General features: G+C 69.3%; 22 protein-coding genes and 2 pseudogenes. 15 read left to right on the forward strand and 9 right to left on the reverse strand.

The features are described 5' to 3' along the window. Positions 1-122: 122 nt before the first annotated feature. The 5 genes and pseudogenes from OG729_RS36775 to OG729_RS36795 form a co-directional block, all read right to left on the reverse strand. Positions 123-854, reverse strand: coding sequence for an ABC transporter ATP-binding protein (locus OG729_RS36775; protein ID WP_405810356.1), 732 nt, complete (start codon positions 852-854; stop codon positions 123-125). Then, positions 851-1,939, reverse strand: coding sequence for an ABC transporter ATP-binding protein (locus OG729_RS36780; protein ID WP_405810358.1), 1,089 nt, complete (start codon positions 1,937-1,939; stop codon positions 851-853). Before OG729_RS36780 ends, OG729_RS36775 begins: the two co-directional genes overlap by 4 nt. Beyond that, on the reverse strand, positions 1,936-4,731 hold the full coding sequence (locus tag OG729_RS36785; RefSeq protein WP_405810360.1) for an FtsX-like permease family protein: 2,796 nt from the start codon (positions 4,729-4,731) through the stop codon (positions 1,936-1,938). Before OG729_RS36785 ends, OG729_RS36780 begins: the two co-directional genes overlap by 4 nt. A gap of 1 nt (position 4,732) precedes the next feature. Then, positions 4,733-8,054 (reverse strand): annotated as a pseudogene (locus OG729_RS36790) (FtsX-like permease family protein). Between the two features lie 557 nt (positions 8,055-8,611). Then, a complete protein-coding gene (locus OG729_RS36795; RefSeq protein ID WP_405810362.1) occupies positions 8,612-9,127 on the reverse strand; it encodes a class I SAM-dependent methyltransferase in 516 nt (171 codons plus the stop codon). Positions 9,128-9,385: 258 nt separating this feature from the next. Between OG729_RS36795 and OG729_RS36800 the strand changes: the two genes are divergently transcribed. Next, positions 9,386-9,745, forward strand: coding sequence for a YciI family protein (locus OG729_RS36800; RefSeq protein ID WP_405810364.1), 360 nt, complete (start codon positions 9,386-9,388; stop codon positions 9,743-9,745). Positions 9,746-9,759: 14 nt separating this feature from the next. Then, positions 9,760-10,974 (forward strand): RNA polymerase sigma factor, encoded by a 1,215-nt coding sequence (locus tag OG729_RS36805; protein ID WP_405810366.1) that lies wholly within the window; start codon positions 9,760-9,762, stop codon positions 10,972-10,974. Between the two features lie 146 nt (positions 10,975-11,120). On the opposite strand, the gene OG729_RS36810 is transcribed toward OG729_RS36805, so the two are convergent. Further along, on the reverse strand, positions 11,121-11,441 hold the full coding sequence (locus tag OG729_RS36810; protein ID WP_405810368.1) for an MmcQ/YjbR family DNA-binding protein: 321 nt from the start codon (positions 11,439-11,441) through the stop codon (positions 11,121-11,123). Between the two features lie 1,140 nt (positions 11,442-12,581). Here OG729_RS36810 and OG729_RS36815 point away from each other — a divergent pair. Beyond that, entirely contained in the window at positions 12,582-13,859 is a 1,278-nt protein-coding gene (locus tag OG729_RS36815; RefSeq protein WP_405811417.1) for a molybdopterin-dependent oxidoreductase, read from the forward strand. After that, complete coding sequence (locus OG729_RS36820) at positions 13,856-14,404, forward strand: hypothetical protein (RefSeq protein ID WP_405810370.1); 549 nt, start codon at positions 13,856-13,858, stop codon at positions 14,402-14,404. The genes OG729_RS36815 and OG729_RS36820 overlap by 4 nt, the downstream gene beginning before the upstream one ends. Here the strand turns inward: OG729_RS36820 and OG729_RS36825 are convergent. After that, entirely contained in the window at positions 14,401-14,730 is a 330-nt protein-coding gene (locus OG729_RS36825; RefSeq protein ID WP_405810372.1) for a hypothetical protein, read from the reverse strand. The genes OG729_RS36820 and OG729_RS36825 overlap by 4 nt on opposite strands. A gap of 143 nt (positions 14,731-14,873) precedes the next feature. Here OG729_RS36825 and OG729_RS36830 point away from each other — a divergent pair, with 143 nt between their 5' ends. From OG729_RS36830 to OG729_RS36860, 7 genes are all read left to right on the forward strand, one after another. Beyond that, positions 14,874-15,233 (forward strand): hypothetical protein, encoded by a 360-nt coding sequence (locus OG729_RS36830; RefSeq protein ID WP_405810374.1) that lies wholly within the window; start codon positions 14,874-14,876, stop codon positions 15,231-15,233. 180 nt (positions 15,234-15,413) lie between these two features. Next, complete coding sequence (locus OG729_RS36835; protein ID WP_405810375.1) at positions 15,414-16,655, forward strand: cation:proton antiporter; 1,242 nt, start codon at positions 15,414-15,416, stop codon at positions 16,653-16,655. Further along, a complete protein-coding gene (locus OG729_RS36840) occupies positions 16,642-16,893 on the forward strand; it encodes a CBS domain-containing protein (RefSeq protein WP_405810377.1) in 252 nt (83 codons plus the stop codon). Before OG729_RS36835 ends, OG729_RS36840 begins: the two co-directional genes overlap by 14 nt. Then, the gene (locus OG729_RS36845) at positions 16,890-18,188 is read left to right on the forward strand and encodes an SLC13 family permease (protein ID WP_405810379.1); all 1,299 of its coding nucleotides are present in this window, start codon (positions 16,890-16,892) and stop codon (positions 18,186-18,188) included. The genes OG729_RS36840 and OG729_RS36845 overlap by 4 nt, the downstream gene beginning before the upstream one ends. Positions 18,189-18,191: 3 nt before the next feature. After that, positions 18,192-18,482 carry a hypothetical protein gene (locus tag OG729_RS36850; RefSeq protein WP_405810381.1) on the forward strand — a complete coding sequence of 97 codons (291 nt, stop codon included), beginning with the start codon at positions 18,192-18,194 and terminating at the stop codon, positions 18,480-18,482. 113 nt (positions 18,483-18,595) lie between these two features. Then, complete coding sequence (locus OG729_RS36855) at positions 18,596-19,081, forward strand: CBS domain-containing protein (protein ID WP_405810383.1); 486 nt, start codon at positions 18,596-18,598, stop codon at positions 19,079-19,081. A gap of 50 nt (positions 19,082-19,131) precedes the next feature. Beyond that, positions 19,132-19,431: a hypothetical protein gene (locus OG729_RS36860; protein WP_405810385.1), complete on the forward strand. Its 300-nt coding sequence runs from the start codon at positions 19,132-19,134 to the stop codon at positions 19,429-19,431. Between the two features lie 431 nt (positions 19,432-19,862). Here OG729_RS36860 and OG729_RS36865 read toward each other — a convergent pair whose 3' ends face one another. Both OG729_RS36865 and OG729_RS36870 read right to left on the reverse strand, forming a co-directional pair. Next, the gene (locus OG729_RS36865; protein WP_405810387.1) at positions 19,863-20,393 is read right to left on the reverse strand and encodes a MarR family winged helix-turn-helix transcriptional regulator; all 531 of its coding nucleotides are present in this window, start codon (positions 20,391-20,393) and stop codon (positions 19,863-19,865) included. Between the two features lie 169 nt (positions 20,394-20,562). Further along, positions 20,563-20,787, reverse strand: a pseudogene (locus tag OG729_RS36870) (hypothetical protein); the annotation flags it as partial. A gap of 245 nt (positions 20,788-21,032) precedes the next feature. Here OG729_RS36870 and OG729_RS36875 point away from each other — a divergent pair. The 4 genes from OG729_RS36875 to OG729_RS36890 all read left to right on the forward strand — a co-directional run bounded on the left by OG729_RS36875 (position 21,033) and on the right by OG729_RS36890 (position 25,629). Next, positions 21,033-21,545 carry a nitroreductase family deazaflavin-dependent oxidoreductase gene (locus tag OG729_RS36875; RefSeq protein ID WP_405810389.1) on the forward strand — a complete coding sequence of 171 codons (513 nt, stop codon included), beginning with the start codon at positions 21,033-21,035 and terminating at the stop codon, positions 21,543-21,545. Between the two features lie 23 nt (positions 21,546-21,568). Then, positions 21,569-23,146: a chloride channel protein gene (locus tag OG729_RS36880; protein ID WP_405810390.1), complete on the forward strand. Its 1,578-nt coding sequence runs from the start codon at positions 21,569-21,571 to the stop codon at positions 23,144-23,146. 261 nt (positions 23,147-23,407) lie between these two features. Continuing rightward, entirely contained in the window at positions 23,408-24,100 is a 693-nt protein-coding gene (locus OG729_RS36885; RefSeq protein ID WP_405810392.1) for a DUF4142 domain-containing protein, read from the forward strand. A gap of 359 nt (positions 24,101-24,459) precedes the next feature. Continuing rightward, complete coding sequence (locus OG729_RS36890) at positions 24,460-25,629, forward strand: permease (protein WP_405810394.1); 1,170 nt, start codon at positions 24,460-24,462, stop codon at positions 25,627-25,629. Positions 25,630-25,856: the final 227 nt, after the last annotated feature.

Below are 25,856 nucleotides of genomic sequence, written 5' to 3' on the forward strand. Positions count from 1 at the left end.
CGGTAACGTTTCGCTACTTTTCTGGAGCGTGTTTTCATGCGATCAGGTGTCATGTACCGCACTAAACGGCGTTGGCGAGGGGCGGCCACGCGCCGAAACGCCGACGCCACCTGCGGCTCGGCTCAGCCGTGAATGATGTGGCCGTCGTGGAGTTCGAGGACCTGGTCGGCGAGGCTGAGCAACTGGGCGTCGTGTGTCGCGACGAGCGCCGTGACGTGCTCGCTGTGTACCACGGCGCGCAGCAGCTCCATCACTTCGAGGCCCGTGTCGGCGTCGAGTTGGCCGGTCGGTTCGTCGGCGATCAGGAGGGCGGGCCGGTTGGCGAGTGCGCGGGCGATGGCGACGCGCTGCTGCTGGCCGCCGGAGAGTTCGCCGGGTCGCTGCGCGGTGTGGCCGGCGAGGCCGACAAGGGCGAGGAGCAGTTCGACGCGTTCCTCGCGCTCGCGCGGGTCGGTCTTCCGCAGTCGCATGGGCACACCGACGTTTTCGGCGGCGGTCAGGATCGGGATGAGGCCGAAGGACTGGAAGATGAAGCCGATCCGGTCGCGGCGCAGTTCCAGCAGGGCATTCTCGCCGAGGCCGGCGAGATCGGTGCCGTCGAGGGTGATGCGTCCCTGATCGGGGGTGTCGAGTCCGCCGACGAGGTTGAGGAGCGTTGTCTTCCCGGAGCCTGATCTGCCTTTGAGGGCGACGAGTCGGCCGCGTGGGACGTCGAAGGAGATGCCGCGCAGTGCGTGTACGGCCGTGGTCCCGCTGCCGTAGGTGCGGTGCAGGTTATCCACTTGGACCATGGGCGGTTCGGCACGGTCTTCGGCGATGGTCGTGCCCGTGTGCGTGCCGGTGCTTTCGGTCATGCAGAGTCCCCCGTACGGAATCGCGCGTCCGTCTCGTTTCGGTGTGCCGTCTCCAGCGGCGGTTCCGTGCCGTCCGGCCAGATTTCTATATGGTCCGGTTCCAGTTCCAGCATGACGCGGTCCCGCATGTTCAGGGTCTGGACGTAGTTGCTCGGGAGTTGGAGGCGGCCGGCGCGATCCAGCATCGCGTATTCCCGGGCAACCACGGATTCCTGGCCGGTCGTTGCGTCGATTTCCGTACGGCGCAGGATTTCTGTGGAGGTGCGGCCGTCACGGATGGCTACGGTGCGGCGGACCTGGTCGGCGACTGCCTGGTCGTGGGTGACGATGACGATCGTGGTGGCGAGTTCTTCGTTCGCCAGGCGGAACGCGGCGAAGATCTGCTCGGCCGTCTCGGAGTCGAGTTCGCCGGTGGGTTCGTCGGCGAGGAGCACCGAGGGCTCGTTGGCGAGTGCGACGGCGATGGCGACGCGCTGCTGCTGGCCGCCGGACATCTGGTGGGGGCGGCGGTCGCGGCAGTCGCCGACGTCCAGCAGGGACAGCAGGGAATCGACCCGCTCGGCCTTCTTCTTGGCACGGCCGCGCAGTTGCATGGGCAGTGCCACATTCTGTGCGGCGGTCAGATAGGGCAGCAGATTGCGTGCCGTCTGCTGCCAGACGAAGCCGACGACCTCGCGCCGGTAGCGCAGCCGGTCCTTGGCACTCATGGCCAGCAGGTCGCAGCCGGCCACCTGCGCCGCGCCGGCGGTGGGTTCGTCCAGGCCCGCGAGGATGTTCATCAGGGTCGACTTGCCGCTGCCGGACGCGCCGACCAGGGCCATCAACTCGCCCTTGGTCACCAGGAGATCGAGCCCTTGCAGGGCTTGGACCTCGACTCCGTCGGTGGCAAAGATACGGACCAGGCGGTCGCAGGCGATCAGCGCGTCGTGGCCGTACACGGGTCCCTCGCGCCGCGCCGCTGCCCTGCGTTCGAGCTCCCCGAGAGTGATGCCTGAAGTGCCCGATGTGCCCACGGTGCCCGTGCTGCCCTTGGTTCCCGTGCTGCCCGTGGTGTTGCCTGTTCCGCCCGGCAAGGACTCGGTCATTGTGTGTCTCCTGCCCTCAGCTCGGTCGTTGTCGTGCGCCGGGTGGTCACCCAGGCCTGCGCGGCGGCCACCCCTGCCGCGATCGCCACCACGGCGAGTGCGGGCAGCAGCAGGCTCCATGGGTCGGCGTGCAGCTGCACCGGGCCGAGCGGCGTGAGTCGTCCCGGTGCGGGCTGGGCCAGCCGGCCCAGGTCGATCCCGGGCGCGAGCAACAAGATCGCCGTCCAGCCGGCCAGCGTGCCGCCCGCAGCGGCCAGCAGTGCCTGGGGCAGCGACTCCAGGATCAGCAGGCGGCGCCCGTGGCGGCGCGTCAGGCCCATGGTGCGTAGCCGGCTGAGCAACGCGGCCCGTTCGGGGGCGGCCTGCAGCAGCGACAGCAGTACCGCGAGCACGGCGTACGCGGCGCCTGCCGCGGCAGCCACCGTGTAGATCCGTATCGCGCCTTTCTGCACGGGCGACGGGGCGTAGCCCTCCCGTTCGGCGGAGCGCAGCGTCACAGTGACGCCGCCGCCCGCCGTACGGCCTGCGGCCAACAGATCGGCGCCGGATGCGGTCGGACCGGTCACCAGGAGTGTGGTGGCGGCGTGGCTGCCCGGCAGGCCGGCCGCGTCGATGACGAGGAAATCGCCGTCGGCCACGGCGGGTGTGGTGCTGCGCACGAGGCCGACCCGCACGGTGAACGGGGCTGTCGCAGGGCCGACTTCGCTCGCGCGGCCGCCGAGTCGTTCGGCGACGCGGGGGGAGGCGAGGGCGGGCAGTGGTCCCGACGATGCGCGCAGCTGGTCGGCGTCGAAGGCGCCGAGGCCGGTGCGGCGGGCGAGACGGGCGTAGGAGTCGGGGTCGACGGCGATCAGGGTGACTGCCTCGGCGCCTCTGTCCCCGAGATCCAGGTCCACCTCGTGGAGGACGGGCGCGACATCCCGTACCCCGGCCACCTTGCGCACCGTGTCGGCCAGGGTGCCCGGCAGTCGGCCGGTCGTCTCGATGCGGGCGTCGGCGCCCACCGCGATGAGTGAGGCCCGATCGCGGGCCTCGGCGACCTGGGCGAGGACCGAGCCGCCGAATGCCGCCGTCGTCAGGGCGACGAGCAGCGCCAGCAGGGGTAGCGCGGCGGTGGCGGGGGAGCGGCCCGCGCGGGCCAGCGAGAGAAAGCCGATCGCGCCGGAGCGCCGTGCCATCGGCAGCGCCATGAGCCGCAGCGGCAGCGGATACAGCCGCAGAACCAGCAGCGCGGCGATCATGCCGATCAGTACGGGGGCGGCGCTGACCAGTGCGTCGGTCTCGCCGTGCGAGGTACCTCGTTGGCGCAGCGCCGCGACTGCTGCCACGGTCAGTACCAGCAGGGTCAGTTCGGCCACGGTCCGGCGGCGTGAGGGCCTGGCTCCTGCGAGGTCTTCGCGCCTGCCGTGCAGTTGTGGCCGCCGGTGCTGGAACGCGGCCCGCAGCGGCAGCACGGCGCCGGCGGCCGTCGCGACCGCTGCCGCGGCAAGCAGGGTCGGCAGCAGGCGGCCCTCGGGCATGAGAGCGAGCGCGAAGGCCCAGCCGAGCGCCGCGGCGGGCAGCACGGCAGGGGCGACCTCGGCGAGCAGCCTTCCGGCGATACCGGGCAACGAGGCGCCACGTGCGCGCAGCAGGGACAGTTCGGTGTGCCGGCGTGTGGCGGACAGGGCGGCGGCCATCAGCAGGACTGTGCCCGCGACGGTACCGACGCCGAACGCGGCGATGGTGACCACCGGATTGATGGCGGTCAGGAGGCTGTCGAAGTCGATGAGGAGATCGTCCAGCCCGGAGTCGATCTCCAGGTCGGGCGAGATCGCCGTGCGCAACTGGCTCTGCAGCGGCCCGTGTTCGAGCGAGGCGACAGCATCCCTGATCTTGGGGGCGTCGTCGGCACCGAGTCCGGCCGGATCGGCGGCGATGCGCCAGTAGGCTTCGCTTTCGCCGGTCACCGACAGCAGCGCCGGTGCCGCCTCGGGGGCCAGCAGCAGCGCGCCGTGCCAGTACGGCTGAGGCACGGGCGGCGGGGTGTGAAGCAGTGTCGGGGTGCGCAGGACCGGCTCGAGCGACCAGTAGCTGAGCTCGGGGTGTACGGGTTCGACGATGCCGGTGACCGTGATGGCGAGCGGGGCCCCGGCGTCCGGCCGCGGCACATGGACGGTGGATCCGGCCTTGATGCGCAGAGATGTGGCGGTGGCCGTGGTGACGGCGGCCTCCACGACGTCGGCCGCCGGGGTGACGGAGTCAGGTGCGGCTCTGGGGAGCCGTCCTGAGCGGAGCGTGGAGTGCTCGGCGAGGTGGGCCTGGGTGCTCAGGGTGAACACCGGGCGCCCGCCGTCCAGTTGGGGCAGCCAGTCGTCGGCGGCCGCCACCGGCTTCGGGGTGTGCACTCCGTACGCGGACTGTGCGGGCTCGGCGCGCAGCGGTTTCGGCAGCGTGGCCAGGATCTGGCGGTACTTCGCGGCCATCGGTCCCGGGCGCAGCTCGGCGGCGCGGTCGTCGTCCTGGCCGCCGCCTTCGAACTCCTCCGGCGCATCGGTCAGCTGGATGCTGCTGCGGTCGGGTGGGGCGCTGCTCAACTCATGGCGCAGGCCCTCGCGTTCGTAGGTGTCGACGGCGCGCGGGAAGGCCGCGGCAAGGAACGAGGTGACCAGGACGAGGAGCATCAGCGCGACGGTGGCCCCGGGCGCGGCGCGCAGCCGGGTACGCACCCAGGGGGCGACGGCCCTCTTCGCGCCGGTCTCCCTCACCCCACTCGCCCTCTTCACCCCGCCGGCCCTGCCTGCTGCCCTCATGTCACTCGGCTCCCTGGGCTCGCAGCGCCGACGCCGGATCACCGCGACGCAGCGCGAGGGCAGCCACAATGAGCACGGGCGCGGCGGCAACTCCCGCGACCAGCAGGGCCACCTGGCGGACGGGCAGGTGAACCAGCACGCCGGGCACCGGTTGTGTGGCCTGCCCGGTCAGCACGATCAGCGGCACGACGGCGCGGGTGAGTACCGCGCCGAGGGACAGCCCGATCACCATCGCGAGCGTGATGAGCAGAGCGTGTTCGGCTGCCAGCAGCCGGGCCGGCTGGCGCCGCGGGGCACCGAGCGCCCTCAGCAGCGCGAACTGCGGTGCACGCTCCCGCAGCGCTGCCACCGCGCTCACCGCGAAGCCGACCGCTGCCAGCGCGGCGGCGACGACTGCCGCCGCGAGCAGTGCCGCCTGCGGGCCCCCGCCCAGGGGATCGTCGTGCAGCTCCTCGGCGATCTCGTCGCGCACCTGGACCTGCGCGGGGTCGATCTCCGGCCGCTCCCGGAGCGCGGTGGCGACCTTTGCCGCCGCACCGGGCCGGGGGAACAGCCACCATTCGGTGGGCGCGAGGGCGGAGTCGGGACGGGCGGCGAGCACCCGGTTGACGGCACGCAGATCGAGCAGCAGCGCGCCGCCTTCGGCCGCAGGCGCGGCGACCGCCTCAGGGCCGTGTGTACCGGGCCCAGTCGTCCAGATGGCCCGCCAGGCGCCCGCGATCCGCACCTTGACGGGACCGCCGGGCATCGGTACATCGATCACGGATCCTGTCGATGCGCCGCTGGACTCGAGGAAGCGATCGGTCGCCACCGCAGCCGGCACGGCGGGCGCGGACCGGCCGGCCGTGATGCGGACGGTGACTGTGCGCTGGTTACCCCACGCATCCTCGAACACCGTCCTGCCCGTGTGGTACGAGACGTCGAGCGGGGTGCGGGCCGAGGAGCCCACCCGGGTGACAGCGGGCGGCGCCTCGCCCGGGCCGAACTCGGTACTTGAGGTGGCCGCCGCCTGCCAGGCCATGCCCTGGGGCACCGTGACCGCCCGGGCACTGCCGCCCGCGGTGAACGCACGCATCCCATTGATCGTCAGCCGCCTGGGCGCGATGCGGTCGGGATAGCCAGCCTCGTCGAGGTCGACCGCCGTCAGCGCCAATGGGCCCGCGGGCCGTCCCGCCGGGGCGTCGGCCGCCTTGGCGAGATCCACGGTCACGAGGTGCGGCCTGCCGTCCGGCTGCGGGGTGTCCAACTGCAGCCTGTACGGCACCGCGTAACGGTCCTCGACGGTGAGCGTGAGGTTCGCGCCCGATTGACTGTGCGGGCCGCCGTCGGCGGCACGGAGGGTGATGTCGAGAACCAGCCGCGCAGTGTCGTCGGGCAGCAGCACTCCGGCGCGGCCCGCCTTCGGACCAAGGGCCGCGAGGAGGCGTTGAGGGGCGCCGTCGGCCAGATCGTCCCGCAGCCGCAGGTGCGGGCGGGCCAGGCCCGTGTCGAGCGCCAGCACGGTGGCCTGCCGCCCACCCGAGAGCCCCAGCGGGATACGGGCGGCCGGTGCCGCGGCGCTGAGGCCCGGCACGGTGTCGTACACCCCGCCCTGCCCGAACGGGACGGTCCCGCTGCCCAGGACACGGACCGGGGCACCCGACCGGAAGTCCGCCTGGTCGTCCTGCGAGCGGTCCCAGGACGCGCCCTGTCCGATCGCCAGCATGCCCATCGCGAGGGCGAGGACCAGCAGCAGCACGGGGCCCGCGGTGCTCAGCGGTCGGCGGCTGAGCTGCCAGCCGGCGAGCGGGGCGGTCAGCCCGCGGCCCGTGGACGCACGCCGCTCGGCGAGTTTCGCGGCCGGCGGCAGCAGCCGCAGAGCCAGGACGGTGCCGGCGAGCAGCGCCAGCGCGGGCGCCGCGACGAGCAGCCAGTCGATGCCCAACTGCCCCTCACGGCCGCGGCTGAGCGCACCGCTGCCCAGGGTGCGCCGATCCAGTTGCCAGTACGCGACGGCGGCGACGAGGACGAGTGCGACATCGGCGCCGGCCCGCAGGGGGGCGGGCAGGGCACGGGCACGGCCGCCGGCCGTCCGCGCCCCGGTGAGCGCCGGGGCCGCCACAGCCGCCGCGCAGGCGAGCGCCACCAACGCGCCGACCAGCCACACCTGTACGGTCGGGCCGGCGTCGAGGCGGAGCCTGATCCGGGACAGCAGGCCCTGCCCGGCCAGCAGCCGGGTGAGCGGACCGGCGAGCAGCGGCGCGCACACGGCGGCGGGCAGCGCGAGCAGCAGCGCCTCCAGGACGGCAAGCGAGGCGATACGGCGCCGGGACGCGCCGCGGGCCAGCAACACCCAGCCCTCGCCCGCCCGTTCACTGCTCAGCAGACGGGCCACCAGCAGCAGTGCGTACCCGGCGAGCAGCACCAGCTGCAACGAGACGATCAGCAGCGTCGCGCGGGACACCAGCAGCGCCCGCTCCAGCCGGTCGAGCACGTCGGGCAGCGAGGTGCGTGCCGTGACATCGCCCTTGAGCGCGGGCTGTGCGCCGAGGAACCGCTGGCTGCTCTTCGCGGCCGTGCGCAGCGCGTCGATCCGGTCCGCGTTCAGTGCGCCGAAGTCGGCGGTGGCCAGCCAGGACACATCGCGCCGGGTGATGTGGCCCGAGCCGAAGGCCGCGGCGTCGGCGAGCAGCGGCCCGTACGTCGTGAACACGTCCTGCTTGTGCACACCGCGGCCGCCCAGCTCGTCCAACTGCCAGTACCGGATCGCTGCGGCCCGCCGGCCGATAGATGCCACTGACGCGGATCCGTACCGCCCGGCCGCCGAGCCGGTCGGCCAGGGTCAGCACCCGCGCACCCGGCGACAGCTTCAGCTGCCGCGCAGCCGCCTCGGGCACGGCGACCTCCAGCACGCCGTCCCGGCCGGCCGTCGGCCAGTGGCCCGCCGACAGGTGTACGCGGGAACGGTCGACGGCGGCGAAGTGGGTGAGATCTGGTTCGCCGGTCCGGCCGGCGGGCGGCTGCAGACCGCGCGGCAGGGCGTACGGCCCCGAACCCTCGAACTGCCGCAGAGCCACCGGCAGTCCGTCGAAGGCCTGCTGCGCCCCGCGCCGGGCGGCCCGTACCGCCGCCTCGCGGTCCGCGCCGGGATCCCTGGAGGTGATGACCAGCGAGGCGGCCGTGGCGTTTCCGCTCTGCAGGGCGTGGCGCAGCCCGGCGTTCTCGACCGAGCCGGCGAAGGCGGCGAGGGTGGTGAGGGCGGCCGTGGTCAGCAGGACGGCGAGCAGCGCGGCCGTGAGCAGCAACCGGTGTCCGCGTACACGCAGAAACAAGAACCCCGTCACCGGCATCCCCCTGATGTGCCCGATGCACTTCCCCCGAAAGCCCTTTCGGAAGGCATGCTTTCAGAGTCGGTATGCGCAGGAAACCGCGGACACACGGGACTTGATGAGATCGTGACCGGTTCCGGCCCGAGGCACCGGAGGTGGCGGCGGCATCGCGCTGACGGGCCGCACACCCCGTACACCGGAGCCAGTGCCCGCAGCGGACTCATAATCCGTCGGCCGTGGGTTCGAGTCCCACCCGCCCCACTCTAGTAGTGCCCTGACCTGCAGAAACGTCCCTCCTGGGGCGTTGGGGTGCGAACTCCCGCCCAACGGAGAGAATCCGCTGCTCACGGCTTTGGAGCGTTGTGCGCTCCTGTTGCTCGCGGAGTAGAGGACTTCTCTGACCTGCGATGACGTGGGCGATCAAGGTCGTTGCTGCCTGGAGGGACTGCCTCTGTCGGGCTCGGATTCAAGATCGAGGGGACGTACAGGGGACGCGGGGGGTCGGTAGCGGTCCGCGACCCCGTCTCGTGTGCCCGGTCTGAGGTGTTCTGGCGAGTGCCATTTGGTCGTCTTCAGGTGCTGGAGAGCAAGATCACCTTCGCGGGGCTGCTCGTCCCGGCGCTGGTACTTGCGGGCGTTGTGAAATAGCCCGTACTGAAACTGACCATGCAGACGTCCGATGGAACTGAACAGGCGCGCTCGGGACGCCGCACGGCATGATCCAGCCGAGCACCACTTTGTCGGCGTAGATCGAGGATCTGCGCGTACTCGTCCAGCGGCCGGGCGTCGGCGATGCAGGCGATGCGGGCGCCGAGGCCGGTGAGTTCGGGCTGGAGCCGGGCGGGGTCGATGGTGACGTTGGTGATGCCGAGCCGGCCACCGGGCTTCAGAGCGCGGGCGAACTCGGCGGCGGCCCGGGTCTTGTCGGGGAAGGTGCACAACACGCCCTCGCACACCACGGCGTCGAGGACGGCGTCGGGGTAGGGCAGACGCTCGGCGTCGCCGGTGGTGAAGCGTGCTCTGTCGGCGAGTCCTGCGGCCTGGACCGCCCCTTGGGCGAGCACGGTGTTGCCGGCGGAGTAGTCCACGCCGTCGACCAGGGCGGGTCGTAGGCGTCGGCGCGGAGCAGGGCGGTGATTCCGCGTCCGGAGGCGACGTCGAGGACATAGGTGCCAGGATGAAGAGACCCGGTCGGGTGGCTGATGTGCTGATCGATTCATCCGCCGCTGACGAGCTCTTCTTGGGCCGCAAGAGCTTTTCTTGGAAGCACGTGTCGATCTGGGCCAAGGCCCGTTCGTAGTTGTGGTGAGGCGGGAAGTGCCCGCACCGTCACGAGGAGCACCACCATGACGAAGTACATGCTGTCTGTCCACAGCGTCGAGGGCGAGGCCCTCGCTCCGATGACCGACGAGGAGATGCAGCAGTCCCACAAGCAGGTCGGCATCCTCGAGCAGGAGATGAAGTCGCTCGGCGCCTGGGTTTTCTCCGGCCGACTGCACGGACCCGACACCGCCACCGTCGTGCGCATGTCCGACGGCAAGGTGCTGACCACGGACGGCCCCTTTGCGGAGGCCAGGGAACACCTTGGCGGCTTCTACATCATCGAGGCCGAGGACCTCGACGCCGCGATCGCCTGGGCGTCGAAAGTCACCGAGGCCATCAAGGCGCCGATCGAGGTCCGTCCCTTCGCGGGCTTCGCTGCGTAGCCCGGAGCCTGACCTTGCCGATCGTCGACGAGGCCGCGGTCGGCCGGATCTTCCGCGAGGAATCCGGCCGATCGGTCGCTGCTCTTATCCGCGTCTTCGGTGACATCGACGTCGCCGAGGATGCGGTGCAGGAGGCGTTCGCCGTCGCCCTGCGCACCTGGCCCGGCAGCGGTCTGCCGCCCAACCCGGGCGGCTGGATCACCACGACCGCCCGCCGGCGTGCCATTGACCGTCTGCGCCACGAGTCGCGTGAACGGGAACTGCTCGGCGAGGCGGCGGTCCTCTCACCCGGCAACGACGATTACGGCACGCTCGAGGAGGCGGGACCCGTGCAGGACGACCGGCTTCGCCTCATCTTCACCTGCTGCCACCCGGCACTCTCCACGGAAGCGCAGGTGGCTCTCACTCTCCGGCTGCTCGGCGGCCTGTCGACCGCGGAGGTCGCGCGATCCTTCCTCCTGGCCGAACCGACGATGGCGCAACGCCTCGTGCGTGCCAAGCACAAGATCAAGGCCGCCCGGATCCCCTACCGCGTACCGGAGGATCACGAGCTGCCCGACCGTCTGCCCCAGGTACTGGCCGTCGTCTACCTCGTCTACAACGCCGGACTGACCGGACCGGCCGAACAGGGTCTGTGCCCCGAGGCGATCCGGCTGGCACGGATCCTGACGACGCTCATGCCCGACGAGCCGGAGGTGGCCGGCCTGCTCGCTCTGTTGCTCCTGACCGAGTCCCGTCGCTCGTCACGCATGCGGCCAGACGGCTCCCTGGTGCTGCTCGGCGAGCAGGACCGCAGCCGATGGGATCGGGCCTTGATCGAGGAGGGCCAGGCGATCGTCCGCAAGTGCCTTCGCCGCGACCACCCCGGTGCGTATCAGTTCCAGGCCGCCATCAATGCCGTACATGCGGATGCCGCGACATTCGAGCAGACCGACTGGTCACAGATCCTCGCCCTGTACGACCAGTTGCTCGCCATCGCCCCCACGCCCGTCGTGGCCCTGAACCGTGCCATCGCCATCGGTGAGGTGCAGGGCCCCGCCGCCGCGCTGGCTCTGGTGGACGAGCTGGACCTGGACAACTACCACCCCTTCCACGCCACGCGAGCCGATCTGCTGCGGCGGCTGGGCAGGAACAGCGAGGCCGCGGTCGCCTACGAGCGCGCCGCCGCCATGGCGCCGACGGACGCAGAGCGGGACTTCCTGAGGCTCGGCGGCCGAGCTGCGCGCTGAGCGAACCGGCTTGCAGTGTGCGGGCATCGCGCGCGTAGCCGCCCGCCGTCAGGGCGTGGCTCCGTGCCCGTGCCCCGGAGGGGCGGAACCATGGGTTTGGTTTCGAGCAGGAGCTGGCGTGGGATCGGCCCTCATCCCTTCGTCCGCTACTGCTCGCTGACAAAAAGTCGGGCTTCGTCGATCAGTTCAGTCCATCGGGTCGCATCGCGGTCGTCGATCACGACCCACTCTCGGAACGTCCGCCCGGCCGGCGCGAACGGCTGGCCGGCACCGTCCGCAATGAGCTGTTCGACGCGCTCGTGGGGGAGTTTGACTACAAGGTCGCCCGACCGGGGATCGCAGGAGGCAAAGAAGGCGCCGGAGACCCGCAGGCAGGGGAACCCCATCATCGTGCCGGTCGTCACATCCGGGTGGGCGAGTGCTGGTGTGCTGACATCTGTGAAGAAGTCGGTAGGGCAGTCAGACATCGGTGGCCTCCCAGGGTGGTGGATTTCAGTGGCGGAGACGGAAGACCGAAAGCGATGCTTCCACCGGCCCGCCGGCCAGGGAACGCGGACACAGGCTACGGTCGCTGCCCGTGCACGCCGGCCCAAGTAGTCCTTTTCCGCGTCGGGGCGCCGGCATCAGCAGAGCCGTCGACATCACCGACCGCCTCGCTGATGAAGTAACGCCCTGCTCGTGCGGACGAGAACGCACTGGATGCCGGAGCCATTCAGGGCGTCGACGCGGATGTTCTCCTCAGCGGGGATCCCGACGTACTCCGCCCTCGACCTGAAGGCGGCGCACCATCAAGTGCGCGACATCTTCTGTCGCAATTCCAGGGCCTTGCGGGTCGGGAGTGCGGGTGGGTATCCATGTGCCAGGCGTAGACACAGGTCGGCGCTTCGATCAGGCACTGGCCACCAGCCGGGTGAATGCGCTGGAACCTGATGCATCTGGCCGCCCTGCTCAAGCAGTCCGGTTCGGCGGTGTACATGCGGCCCTTTGGCATCCGGGCCCGTGGGAACCAGCGCGCCGAGTGGGACTGCCGGTTCGACTGCCCGAATCCCGGACACCGGGGCGAACAGGTGGCAGCGCCGCGTCCACACTCGGCCGGAAGCACATGGGCCCGGGGGGCGTCCTCGGATCGGGGGCCGGGTGTCGTCGCGGCAGACACGCGTTGCCTTTGTCCGGGCCTCCAGCACAGTGGGTCGGCGCGGGACCCACGAGGATCGGACGTCAACAAATACCCTCAAACACTGGTATTTGGGCCTACTGTTCGGTGTTGGCCAGTGGTCTGCCGTTCCGTGAACAGCGCAAGGGATCCAATGGGCAACACACACGATGAGGGGGAGCCTTCCTCGGCAGATGAGCCGGCCGCCAGCGCAGGCGAGTCGGGTCGGCGCGGCGCGGACGAGACGCCTGCGGAACGAAGCGACGCGACGAGCGTGCACAAGGGCGGTATCAGTGGCACCCCGTCGTCTGCCGGTCAGGAGGAGACTGGCCGCCGGGAACGCAGTCCTTCCGCGGGCGAGCCATCCGACGGGCACGAAAGGGAGGACCGTTCCCCGCAGACTCCGGCGGATGGTTCGCGCGCGAAGGCGCCGAGGAAGCGCGCTGCGGACCTGCTGCGGGTGGGCCCACCGGCTGGTCCGTCCCGGCCGGGATTCTGGCGCAGTCCTCTGCGGGGACCGTGGCTGACATCCGTATTCGGCGCAGTTCTGCTCGTTGGTATCCCGGTGTTGTTCGTGACCGGGCTGCTCTCCTACGCCGCGTACAACCCGGATCTCGCGGGCAATGACCAGACCCCCGACCAAGGGTTGTTGGGCTTCTATCTGTTCGCCTGGCCAACCGATCCGTACTGGCTCTACCGCCTCAACCAGGGCATCCATGTCACGCTCGGCATCGTGCTGATCCCGGTGCTGCTGGCGAAGCTGTGGTCGGTGATCCCCCGGCTGTTCGCCTGGCCCCCTGTGAGGTCACTCAGCCAGGTCCTCGAACGGGTCTCGCTGCTGCTGCTCGTGGGCGGAGTGTTGTTCGAATTCGCCACCGGTGTGCTCAATATCCAGCTGGACTACATCTTCCCCGGCTCCTTCTACGTCCTGCACTTCTACGGGGCCTGGGTGTTCATCGGCGCCTTCATCGTGCATATCGCCTTCCGCATTCCGCTGGTGATCCGGACACTGCGCAGCGGCGGCCTCCGCGACGAGTTGCGCACGCCGGCCGGCCGCGCGCAGGCAGCATCCGTGGACGAGACGGGCCTGGTGACACCGAACCCGGCTCCGCCGACGATGTCGCGGCGGGGTGCGCTGGGCATGGTGGGTGCGGGTTCCCTGGTTCTGCTGGCTGTGACGGCGGGGCAGAGCATCGGCGGTTCCCTCAGAGCCACGGCCTGGCTCGCCCCGCACGGCCAGGAGCCCGGGCCGGGGCCGAACGGTTTCCAGATCAACAAGACCGCGGCGGGTGTGGGAATCCGTGCCCGCGACATCGGACCCGGCTGGCGGCTGGTCGTACGGGGCGGGGGCCACGAAAGGATCCTCACCCGCGACCAGGTGCTGGCATTGCCGCAGCACAGTGCGGCGCTGCCCATCGCCTGCGTGGAAGGGTGGTCCACCGACGACCAGGAGTGGAGCGGGGTGCGGCTGGCAGACCTCGCCGCACTCGTCGGCTTCGCGGACCATGCACCGGGTGTGTTCGTCGAATCCGCCCAGCGCAGCGGGGCGTTCCGCTCGGCCATGCTGCGCGACAACCAGGTCCGCGACGCGCGCTCGCTGCTGGCGCTGCGGGTCAACGGAGCCGTCCTGTCGCCGGATCACGGGTATCCGGCGCGGGTCATCGTTCCGGCCAACCCCGGTGTCCACAACACCAAATGGGTCACCCGACTGACCTTCGGGGAGAGCGCATGAGCGGCTCTCGAGCCCGCTACGGGGCCTCGCCTCTGCACCTGCTGCTGGTGCTGTGCTCCTTTGCCCTGACCGGGTATGCGGGAATCCGGCTACTGGACGGCGACCAACCGTGGATGGTCGTGGTGTGGTTCGTCGGAGCAGCCCTCCTGCACGACCTGGTCCTGCTCCCGCTCTATACGCTCACCGACCGCGCCGCCCAGACCGTATTGGGCCGACCCCCAGATCCTGCAGCTCAAGGCGACGACAACCCGCCGATGCGGGGATGGATCAACTACGTCCGAGTGCCCGTCTTCCTGTCCGGTCTCCTGCTCCTGACCTACTTTCCCCTGATCCTGGAACAGGTGGAAATCTTCACCGCATACACCGGCCTCCCCGACGACGTGTTCCTCGACCGCTGGCTACTGGTCAGCGCCGCACTGTTCGGCCTCTCCGCTCTCCTGCTGCTGGTCCGTATGCGGTCTTCCCGCCCGACCAGGCGGGCGCCGGAGCCGAACCGGGAATCCACACCCGGCATGGAGTCGAACGAACCGGATGAGCCGGATTAGGACGAGGACGACGAGTCGGTCGGACTGAACTCGACAACCTCACTGCCTTCGAAGATCTCGGGACTGTGGCCCGGCGACACGTAGTAGGCGTCACCGGCCAGGAAGGCCTCCTCGCCGTCGGCGGTCTTGAACACCACCTTCCCCTCGAGTACGTAGCCCCAGTGGGAGCACTGGCATCGATCGTCAGACGGTCCCTTGAAGAACGGGGCCAGATCTGCGGTCTGAGTGTAGGTTTCGAAGCCCACCGTGTATCCGCCTTCGAGGTCATCGAAGTGGCCTTCGTAGCCCTCGATTCGGACGGTCTCGGCGGCGGTCTTCTTTGACATCCGCCGAAATGGGGCCTGATGAGAGGCTTCGCACGCCATCCGCCAGCGGCTCGGTTCGCACCGTTGGCCCCTGGGGGCGGGTGGCACTATCTCTGCATCGGCGTGGCGCCCGCTCGCGTCCCCAACTCGGCCCTGGAGGGGAAATGTTCCCATGGCTGTGGATAACTCTTTGGTCGGCGATCGTGCTGCCCCTGGCTGCGCTATTCCTGTCCGGGCGGGTGCCGCAGTGGATGCGGCGGCAGTCCACACCTGGTGGACTCAAGGTGAAGGGGATCGCGGCCCTGGTCCTGTATGTGGCCCTGCTGATCCCGCCCGTCACAGCCCTGTCCGGAATACGCTCCGAGGATGTGGACTTCCTGCGGATGGTCCTGGTCCCTGTGACTGTCTTTGGCGGAAACGGACTCGTTCTCGGGGCGACCCTGTGCGAGCGTTTCAACCGCCGCGATGCCGAGCGATCTGGGTCATCCGTCGTGCGCTCGACTTGGTGGAACGGTCGTGCCTGACAACCAAGCGACGGAGCAGCACAGAATCCCTGCCGGGATCCGGCAACGTGACGGCGCCGCCTGTGCGCGCTGGAGACCTGTCAATGTCGCGTAAGGGACGTGTAAAGTCCAGCGTGGTGTGCCGGGAAGCCTGGTCGGCGAATTCGAGAGAGCTCTCTTTGCCGATCGGGGGACACCCTCATGGTGCTCGTTGTCGTCTTCGGAGTCGCACTGCTCATCGCGGTGCTGCTCTCCGGGCTCGCCGCCCGTACCGTCCTGTCCACCTCGTTCCTCTTCCTCGTCGGCGGGGCGCTGGTCAGTGACGGCTTCCTCGGCCTGATCCACATCACACCGGACAGCGGGATCGTCGCCGTCACCGCGGACCTCGCCTTGTTCGCCCTCCTGTTCACCGATGGGATGCACGTCTCGTTCCCGAAGTTGCGCGCCAACTGGAAGAACCCGGCGCGTGCTCTGGGTCTCGGCATGCCGCTGGCGTTCGTCGGCATGGCCCTGGTCACGCACTACGTGGTGGGACTGGACTGGACGACGTCGTTCCTTGTCGGTGCGGTGCTCGCGCCCACCGACCCGGTGTTCGCCTCGGCGATAGTGAGCCGCAAGGAAGTCCCCGCCAAGCTGCGGCAGTTGCTCAATGTCGAGAGCGGCATCAACGACGGCCTCGCCCTGCCGATCGTCCTGATCCTCATCGCCGCGGCCGGCCCCACGGTCGGCCACGCCGAGGCATCGCTCGGGAAGATCGCCCTGGAGCTGGGAGGCGGCCTCGCCCTCGGCATCGTGCTGCCGCTGCTCGTCACGGGCCTCGTGCGGTTCCGGCTGCTCGGCGCGGAGCCGAAGCTGCAGCCGTTGTTGCCGCTCGCCATGGGGATGATCCTGTATGGGCTGTGCCACCTCACCCACGCCAACCCCTACCTCGCAGCCTTCTCCGCCGGTGCCGTTCTCACCGGAGCGTCTCCTGAGGCGAAGGCGGCGTTCGAGCCGCTCGGTGAGGCGCTGGCCGAGCTGGCCAAGTTCGCGGCCCTGCTGGTCTTCGGCGCGCTGCTGACCCCGCAGTTGTTCGGTGACCTGTCCATTGGCGGGTACGTCGCCGTGGTTTTGGCGATCGTGCTGATCCGTCCGGCGTCGCTGTTGATCTCGCTCATCGGGACGCGGTTCGACCGCCGCGAGAAGTTGGTCGCGGCCTGGTTCGGGCCGAAGGGCTTCGCGTCGGTGGTATACGGGCTGCTGGTGCTGCAGGCCGGCATCTCGCAGGGCCAGGAGGCGTACACCCTCATCGCGGTCTGCATCGCCGCCTCGATCATCGCCCACAGCAGTACGGACGTGCCGATCGCCCGCCTCTTCCACGTCGAGGACCTGACGGGCATCCCCGCCGACAACGACACAGCCGAAGTTCGCCACGGCGAGGAGGCCGGCCATGCTCGCGCCTGACCTCACGGAGCCCTACCCCTCCGTCTCGACGGACGACAACGCTGTGGACGCAGCCCGACTGCTCGTCGAGCACAAGCTGCCCGCGCTGCTCGTGGTCGACTCCGATCAGCGGCACGCTCTCATGGCCCGGACCGACATCCCAATGGTCGCCGTCATCGAATGCGACGGGGACCAGGCCCGGCTGGCGGGTGCCATCACGGCCGCCCGCCTGTTGGAACGACTCATCGGAGGATCGTGAACGACTGGCAGAGCTGGGCCGCGATCGTCGTCTTCGCCGGCACGTACGCCCTGATCATCAGCGAGAAGATCCACCGGGTGGCGGCCGCCCTCGGCGGGGCCGGGCTGATGCTGGCGATCAGGGCGACCGACGACACGTCCGCATTCTACTCCGAGCACAGCGGCATCGACTGGAACGTCATCTTCCTGCTGATGGGCATGATGATGATCGTCGGCGTGCTGAAGAAGACCGGCATGTTCGAGTACCTGGCCATCTGGTCAGTGAAGAGAGCAAAGGCCAGGCCCTTCCGGGTCATGACCATGCTGGTCGTCATCACCGCCGTGGCCTCGGCGCTGCTCGACAACGTCACCACCGTGCTGCTCGTCGCCCCGGTGACCCTGCTGGTGTGCGAACGGCTCGCCCTGCCCGTTGCCCCGTTCCTGATCGCCGAGGTGTTCGCGTCCAACATCGGCGGCACCGCGACCCTCGTCGGCGACCCGCCGAACATCATCATCGCCAGCCGGGCCGGCCTCACCTTCAACGACTTCCTCGTCCACCTCGCGCCGCTGTCCGCTCTGCTGATTCTGGTCCTGATCGCCATGTGCCGCTTCCTGTTCCGCAGGTCCTTCGTCTACGACGAGGACCGCGCGGCCGAGGTGATGGAGTTGGAGGAGCGCGAAGCCGTCCGCGACCCCCGGCTCCTCGTCCAGGGCCTGATCGTGCTCACCCTGGTCGTCGCCGGATTCGTCCTGCACCCGGTGCTCCACTATGAGCCCAGCGTCGTCGCACTGCTGGGCGCCGGTCTGTTGATCGCCCTGTCCACCGCGGAGACCGGGGAGGTGCTGGCCGAGGTCGAGTGGCCCACCCTTGCCTTCTTCGCCGGGCTGTTCATCATGATCGGCGGCTTGATCGAGACCGGTGTGATCGGCGATGTGTCCAGGGCCCTGGCCGACGCCATCGGCGATAACGAGCTGGGCGGCTCCATGCTGCTGCTCGGCGCCTCCGCCGTGCTGTCCGGCATCATCGACAACATCCCGTACGTCGCCACCATGGCGCCCATCACGAGCGACCTGGTCGAGGCGATGGGCGGCGACACGAACCACGTCATGTGGTGGGCCCTGGCGATCGGCGCGGACCTCGGCGGCAACGCCACCGCCATCGGCGCCAGCGCCAACGTCGTCGTCCTCGGCATCGCCGAACGCAACCGCACCCCCATCTCCTTCTGGCAGTTCACCAAGTACGGACTCGTCGTCACCGCCGTTACCGTGGCGATCTCGGCCGGGTATGTCTGGCTGCGCTACTTCGCCCTGGCCTGACCGATGACCACATGGATACAGGCGGCTCTCGCCTGCAGCATCGCCGCGGCCGCGCTCGTCATCCGCACCGCACTCGGTGAGATACGCCGGTCCGGCACCGCCCGACAGCAATGGCGGTTTCTGTCGAACAGAACGGCGGCGGTGGCGGGTGCCGCCGCTGCCGCTGCCCTGGGGTCAGCACTCGTATGCGGCACAAGCGATCCGCGCCATTCCGTGTGGGCGCTGCTGGGCGGGACGCTGACCGCGTTCATCATCGACCGGCTCACGGACCGAACGAGGGACGGCCGGGAATGAACAGTGCCGGTGGGCACACGTGCGCTGTATGTGTCGCGTCAAGGTCATCGCCGGGAGCCCGGCAATGACCGACGCTGGGAACCGGGACATGACGAGCAGACGAGGAGCCGGCCGTGCGCGCACGAGACCTGGCAGTTGACTACGAATCGGTGAGCGTCGACAGTGACGCACTGGAGGCGGCCCGGCTGATGGCCGAGCACCGGCTCCCCGGGCTCCTGGTGCTGGACGAGCACGGCGAACCCAAGGCCATCCTGCCCGCCTCCCAGATGGTCAAAGTCCTGGTACCCGAGTACGTGATCGAGGACCCGACCCTGGCTGCCGTCGTCGACGAGAAACACGCCGACCGCCTGTGCCAGGCCCTGGGCGGACGCAGTGTCGGCGACTGCCTCCCCAGCACCCCGTCCCCGCCGCCCATCGCTGACCCCGACGACACCGCGCTGGAGGTGGCCGCGCTCATGGCACGGGTCCGCAGCCCGCTGGTAGCCGTGGCCGAGAAAGCCAAGGACGGCACCCATCTGCTCGGCGTGATCACAGCCGCCCACCTGCTGCACGAGCTCCTCGCAGCGTCGGGCGGCTCCGGCGGCACGAGTCGGCCGTGACCGGCCGGACCTTCCCCTTTGACCATTCCCTATGCCTCGGAGATCCGCCGATGTCCTTGTCCCTGGTCGTGCTTGCCGCCTGGGCCGTGGCATTCCTGACGCTCAACGTGATCCTTTGCGTACGCGTTTGGCGCATAGGGGACCTGCCCACGTGGCGCCGGTTGCTGCCTGCCGCGCTGCTGTGCGCGGCGCTGGCAGCCAGCCTCACCCGGGCCGCCGGAATCACGGTGATCGCATCAACCGTCGCCTTCCCTCTGAATATGGCGACACTGGTTGTCGCGTACGGCGAGATCCGGGCACACCGGCGCTCGGCGAAGGCGGACAACCGTGCCAGGGAATTGGCGCCGTGACCCCGCGGATGGCGGCGCCGACGGCGAACAGCATCGCCGCAGACTCGCCGGTATGGGCTTCCGCGAACGGCCCCGTGAGAGAGAGCAGCCCTGGCTTTGCTCGCAGGGAGTCCGAAAGCAGGTGTCCGAGGATGTCCCGAGCCTGGATGAAGGAATGCGGCTCGCCCGAAAATCCACCATGACCAAGAAGGATTCGGAACCGGCGCACAGCATGCGCGCGGCGACGATGCCATTGCAGTGAAGATCGACGCCAAGCAGGGTCTGGCGTAGTCCCTGGCGAGCATGAGCGACTCCCGTCCGGCATGGACATCCCGGGTGCCGACCAGACTTCCCGGCGCTCCAGAGACAGCCCGGCCAGTCTGCTCATTGCGCCATCTCTGCACAGTGCAAGCGAAACGGGGCCTGTTCCGGACGCGAGCCTGCAATATGGCTCAATTGCCCTGCGGCGCGGCCACGTCCGTCCAGCCCAGCGGGTACAAGCCACCGTCCGATGCCGGTACGGACGGTTCTCCGCCTGCCTCGGTGAACGCGGTCAGTGCACCGATCAGGGTGGCGCGCTGTTCCGGGGCGAGACGCTCCACGATCGACGCGATCTCCTGTCGGCGCCTCGTGGTGACGTCCTCGACGAGCCTGCTGCCCTCGAGTGTCAACTGCAGCACGGTTTCACGGCGGTTGTCGGGATTGGTCTGCCGGTCTGTCAGGCCGGCAGCGATCAGTCGGTCGACCATGCGCATCGCGGTCGACGGTTTGACACCGAGGCGGTCGGCAAGCTCCACGAGCTTGGCCCGGCCATGGGTGGACAGAACCACCAGCAGCCGGAACTGGGGCAGCGTCACCCGGTCCTCGACTGCGGCCAGGGAGCGCGCGGAGACGGCGACCAGCAGCCGGGACGCCGTCAGCACCGCGCGGGTCACCGCGTCGACGTCATCCATGTCCCGGGAGGGCTGCGCTTTCTCGGCCATGCCCCCTTTCTACCGTGCTCCGGCCATGCCTCTGCCTCCACCCCGATGTCCCGACCAGAACCGGTCCGTCGCTAATCGCCGGGGGTGAAATCTGTCTCGTACGGCCGCTGTGCGTCCGTGCCGTGGATGCCGAGGCCGAGCGGCAGTGCATTGCGGGGTGGTGCGCCGTCGATGTGTATGAGACGGCCACGCGCAGATGTCCGGCACTGCGCGGTACCGGCCGCAGCAGTACCCGCTGTGCGACTTCCGCGATCGAGCGCACACTTGCGAGCTCGGCCTCCCGTTTCTGTCGCATGACCGCAGCCAGTAGCCCGGCGGCGGTCACCCCGGCCACCGATGCCAGCGCGGTGAAGCCCCGGCGGCCGACCAACAGTTGGTTGTCGTACAGCCCAAGACCTCTCGGCCAAGGCGAACTCCTGCGGGGTGACAGGCGGTGCGCGCGGCTTCCGCTCGGCGGCCTGGCACGGCATCGCAGACAAGAACCGGGGACTGAATGAGGCTTCGGTCCCGTCGTCGCTACCCCTCCCCGGCAAGCTTTAGCCTATGCAAAACTTTCCTTGGTGAAGCATTGCGCCTGCTGACCCGTGACCGAACCGAAGCAGACGAGTCCGCCCACCACAGCGCACGACAGGCAGAGTCATGACATCACCGCGCAGCGAATCGAACCGGCCCCATCCACTGACAGGTTGGAAACGCAGCGTTGCCCGGTTTCCCGTGCACCTGTACCGGGTCGGTCTGGGGCTGCTCTTCGGTAAACGCCTGCTTCTGCTCATCCACACGGGCCGCATTTCCGGGACGGCCCGCGAGGTCGTCATCGAAGTCGTTGAGCACGACCCACGAGAGGGGACGTGGACCGTGGCCTCGGGCTTCGGCCCCACGGCGCAGTGGTACAGGAACCTGCTCCACACTCCCCAGGCAACGATCCAGGTCGGCACGCGCTATCACGCCGTCACGGCGCACTCCGTCTCCGCCGAGGAGGGCGGCTGGATCATGGTCCGGTACGCGACGGCCCACCCCCATCTGGCCAAACGGCTCTGCGGCTTCATGGGCTTCACCGTCGACGGCTCCATCGAGGGCTTCCGCCGGGCCGGGGAGTCGATCCCCTTCGTACGTCTGCAATCCGGCCCGACCTCGCCGAGGCACGCCGAGTGAGGGGAACGATACGGCCGCACTCCATGGCCCTGAGCTTCGCCCGGCCATGGAGTGCATGCGTGCTCGTCTCCCTTGCCGGAGCCGCAGCCGGCGGTGGCGCCGTCGTCTTCCGGTGGTTGATCGAGACGACGACCCGACTGCTGTCCGGACGCGCCGATCCCGCGCTCCACCACGGGACAGCACACCCTCATGCGCCCTGGCTCGGTCCGTACGTCGTGCTGCTCGTCCCGGTCTTCGGCGGGCTGCTGTACGGACCCCTGATCGCTCGTTTCGCCAAAGGTTCCCGCGGCCACGGAGTGCCGGATGTGATGCTCGCCGTCGACCGGAACGGTGGCCGGATCGACCCCGCCGTCACGGGCGTGAAGGCCTGGGCGTCCGCCGTCACCATAGGCTCCGGCGGCTCGGTCGGCTGCGTAGGCCCCATCGTCCAGATCGGTTCCGCGCTAGGCTCCCTGCTGGGCCGCGTCACAGGAGTCGCCGACGGCCGAGTGCGCCTGCTGGTGGCCTGCGGCGCTGCGGGCGGCGTGGCCGCCACCCTCGGAACCCCGCTCGCCGGCGCAATCTTCGCCATGGAGCTGATCCTCGGGGTGCGCAGTGTCAGAGCATTCTGCGCGACGGCGACGGCCGGCGCCGCCGGAGCGGCGATCGGCCACGTCGCATTCGGTGACGCCCCTCTCCTCAGCGTGCCGCCCTTTCACGCCGACCACATCAACCAGTACCTGCTCCTCGCGGCGCTGGGCCTGGCCGCCGGCGTGGTCGGCACCGGACTCACGCACGCTCTCTATCTGGTCGAGGACGTGTGCAACTGGGCCTGGCGCGGCCCGGAATGGCTGCGCCCGGCCGTCGGCGGCGTACCGCTCGGCCTCGTGCTGCTGGTGCTGCCCGAGATGTACGGGACTGGCTACCCGGTGCTCGAAAAGGCAGCCGAGGGCGGCTACGCGACCAGGTTTCTGCTGCTCCTGCTCGCGGGCAAAGTTCTCGCTACCAGCCTCACCCTGGCCATCGGCGGCGGGGGCGGCGTGTTCGCGCCGACGCTGTTCGTCGGAACCACACTCGGTGCCGCCTACGGAACCGCCCTGAATCAGCTGCTGCCCTCCACCGCGGGTGCGGTCGCCTCATACGCGTTGGTCGGCATGGGCACCGTATTCGCCGCCACCTCCGGCACTCCCTTCACGGCCGCGGCGCTCCTGTTCGAACTCACCGGCCAGTTCTCGATCGTGCCGCCGCTGGCTGCGGGCATCGCCCTCGCCCTGCTCACCGCCCGGCTGCTGTCACGGGACACGATCTATACCCTCAAACTGCGTCGGCAGGGTGTCGACTTGGCGACGTGGTCACGGCGGTGCGCATATGGGGCGGGCGTGTCCGCCAGGACACCTCCGGTGCTGACACTGCCCGCCTCCACCGAAGTCATCGAAGCCGCACGCCTGTTGAGACTCTCCCCGCACGGCGCGCTGCCCGTGCTGGACGCTCACGGACGCTGCCTCGGCATGCTGACCGCCCGCGCGGCGGCCGATGCCCTTGCACACCTCGACAGCTCGACGGACACGGCACCGCTCACGGCAGGCGATCTGGCCGGACGCGACGCCGAGTCCGCCGGCTAGGTGTACCGGCTCGCAAGGGTGTTGGCATGGCTGATCGAGGCGGGTTGCCTGCGATGGCCGCGGCGTCGGAATGTCCTGATTCGCTTGGGCACATCAAGGAGACGCATCACAGCGGTGCCGAGCCGGACGAGCGCCCATTTCAAAGCCCGTTGAACATCTCCGTGCTCGCCTGCGTACCTACTCCTGCGTGCCGTGCCAGCCGCCACAACGAGCTCCCGACGACATGAAGGAACAGTCTTCAATGCCGAACCGGGAGGCATCATGCGTCCGAACCGACGCGCAGCACGGCCCAAGGCTTCGATGCGGACGATCGCGATCATCGCTGCGGCCTGTGCCGCCGTCGCCGCCGTCCTGATCGCGATACGGGGCATCAGCGGCGAAGCATCGGCTGACCCGACGACAGCCGGTGTCGCTCAGCACGGCAGCGGCCACACCACCACCTCCGGCGCCCTCGGCCAGTCCCAGGCGGGCCCGCAGCCCGTGACGGAGGTGGACAAGACGTTCCTCATCAAGGTGCGGCAGGCCGGGCTGTGGGAGATACCCGCCGGCCGGCTCGCGCAGACGCACGCCTCCAGCGATGCCGTGAGGCGAGCAGGACTGCACCTGCTCGACGGCCACAGCAAGCTCGACCAACTGGTACGCGAGGACGCTCAGATCCTCGGCGTCCCGCTCCCGAACGAGGCCACACCGGAGCAGCAAGGCTGGGTCACCCAGTTGGACAACGCCCACGGCGACGAATTCGACCGCCTCTTCGCCAACCTGCTGCGCGCCTCGCACGGCAAGATCTTCGCCACCATCGGCGAAGTCAGGGCCTCCACCCAGAACGACCTGATCCGCCGTCACGCACGCCAGGCCAACCAGACCGTCCTTGATCACCTCGAAGTCCTCGAAGACACAGGACTGGTCGACAGCACGACCTTCCAGGAGGTCGAAGCCGCCGTCAAACCACGGTAGGCACACGGCGACCGGGCTGGGCGCGTACGAACACGTGCACTCACGTTTGCACTGTGCAATGATTCATGACGGGGGCCCGGCTGATGGACGGCCTCTGCCCGGGAGCTCGGCACTGGCACGGTGACTCAGCTCAACAACGCACGCCGTTCCATCGGCCCGGGCCCTCCCTGCCCTGTCCCCTGACCAGCAACGTCATCGAAGATGGGCGAGAGAAATGCGCAGGCACCGCGGCGCTGCCCACATCGGCGCACGGGCCACCGGCGGCGTTGCGGCGCGGGGGAAGGTCATCGATGCGTCGACGGTCGCCCATCTGCCGCGCAGCTGACTTCATGTCACGTCATTGCGGGAAGGGTCGACGGATGGACGCAGTAGTGCACGCCTTGTCGATCGCCGGATCCATGACCTGGGAGATCACCTGGGCGCTGATCCTGGGCTTCGCCCTGTCCGCCGTCGTACAGGCGGTCGTGCGCAGGTCCACCGTCATCTCGCTCCTGGGCGACGACCGGCCGCGCACCCTCGCGATCGCCTCCGGTCTGGGCGCTGCGTCCTCGTCCTGTTCGTATGCCGCCGTGGCGATGGCCCGCTCGTTGTTCCGCAAAGGTGCGGACTTCACAGCCGCGATGGCTTTCGAAATCGCCTCCACCAATCTGGTAGTCGAACTGGGTGTCATTCTCGCCTTGTTGATGGGCTGGCAGTTCACGGCGGCTGAGTTCGTCGGCGGGCCGATCATGATCATCGTGCTGGCGGTGCTGTTCCGGCTGTTCCTGCGCGACCGGCTGCTGCGCGAGGCCCGCGAGCAGGCGGAACGCGGTCTGAGTGGATCGATGGAGGGCCACGCGGCGATGGACATGTCCGTTAAGCGGGAGGGGTCTTTCGCCCGGCGGCTGTTCTCCGGAGAGGGCTTCACCTCGGTCGCCCATGTCTTTGTGATGGAGTGGGCAGCGATCATCCGCGACATCGTGCTCGGTCTGCTCATCGCCGGCGCCATCGCTGCCTGGGTTCCCGACTCCTTCTGGCAGTCGTTCTTCTTCGCGGACCATCCGTTGGCGTCGAAGCTGTGGGGCCCGATCGTCGGGCCACTTGTGTCGATCGCCGCGTTCGTCTGCTCGATCGGCAACGTGCCACTGGCTGTGGTCCTGTGGCAGGGCGGCATCAGTTTCGGCGGCGTCGTCGCCTTCATCTACGCCGATCTGCTGATCCTTCCGATCCTCAACATCTACCGGAAGTACTACGGGCTCCGGATGACCGTGTTCCTCCTCGCCACCTTCTACACGGCCATCGTCGTGGCCGGCTATGTCGTCGAGTTCGTCTTCGGCGGCCTGGGCCTCATCCCCGACCAGGCGGATGCCGAGATCCCTATGGGGGGTGTGACCTGGAACTACACCACCTGGCTCAATATCGTCTTCCTCGTGCTGGCCGCCGCGCTTCTGCTGCGCTTCCTGCGCACCGGCGGGATGACCATGCTCGGCGCTATGGGCGGCTCGGCGACATCCAACCCTGCGGGGAACGGCCAGCAACCCCACCGGTGAGACATCTCAGCTGCGAGCCGGGTCAAGGTCGCGACTCAGTGGGAGCAGGGCCACGGTGCACATACGGGCTGTTGATCGGCTATTTCTGGCCCGGCGGCAGCCAGCGGGTAAGTCCTGACCTCCTGCGTAGGTGCGGGCCTGTTGCGGTGGTTTAAGCGTGGACGACCGGAGCCAGCCGGCGGCGCTGAGGTTCTGGTGATTCTGATCGGGAATGCCGTTTACATGCC

This window comes from Streptomyces sp. NBC_00210 (assembly GCF_045160975.1).
GTDB lineage: Bacteria > Actinomycetota > Actinomycetes > Streptomycetales > Streptomycetaceae > Streptomyces.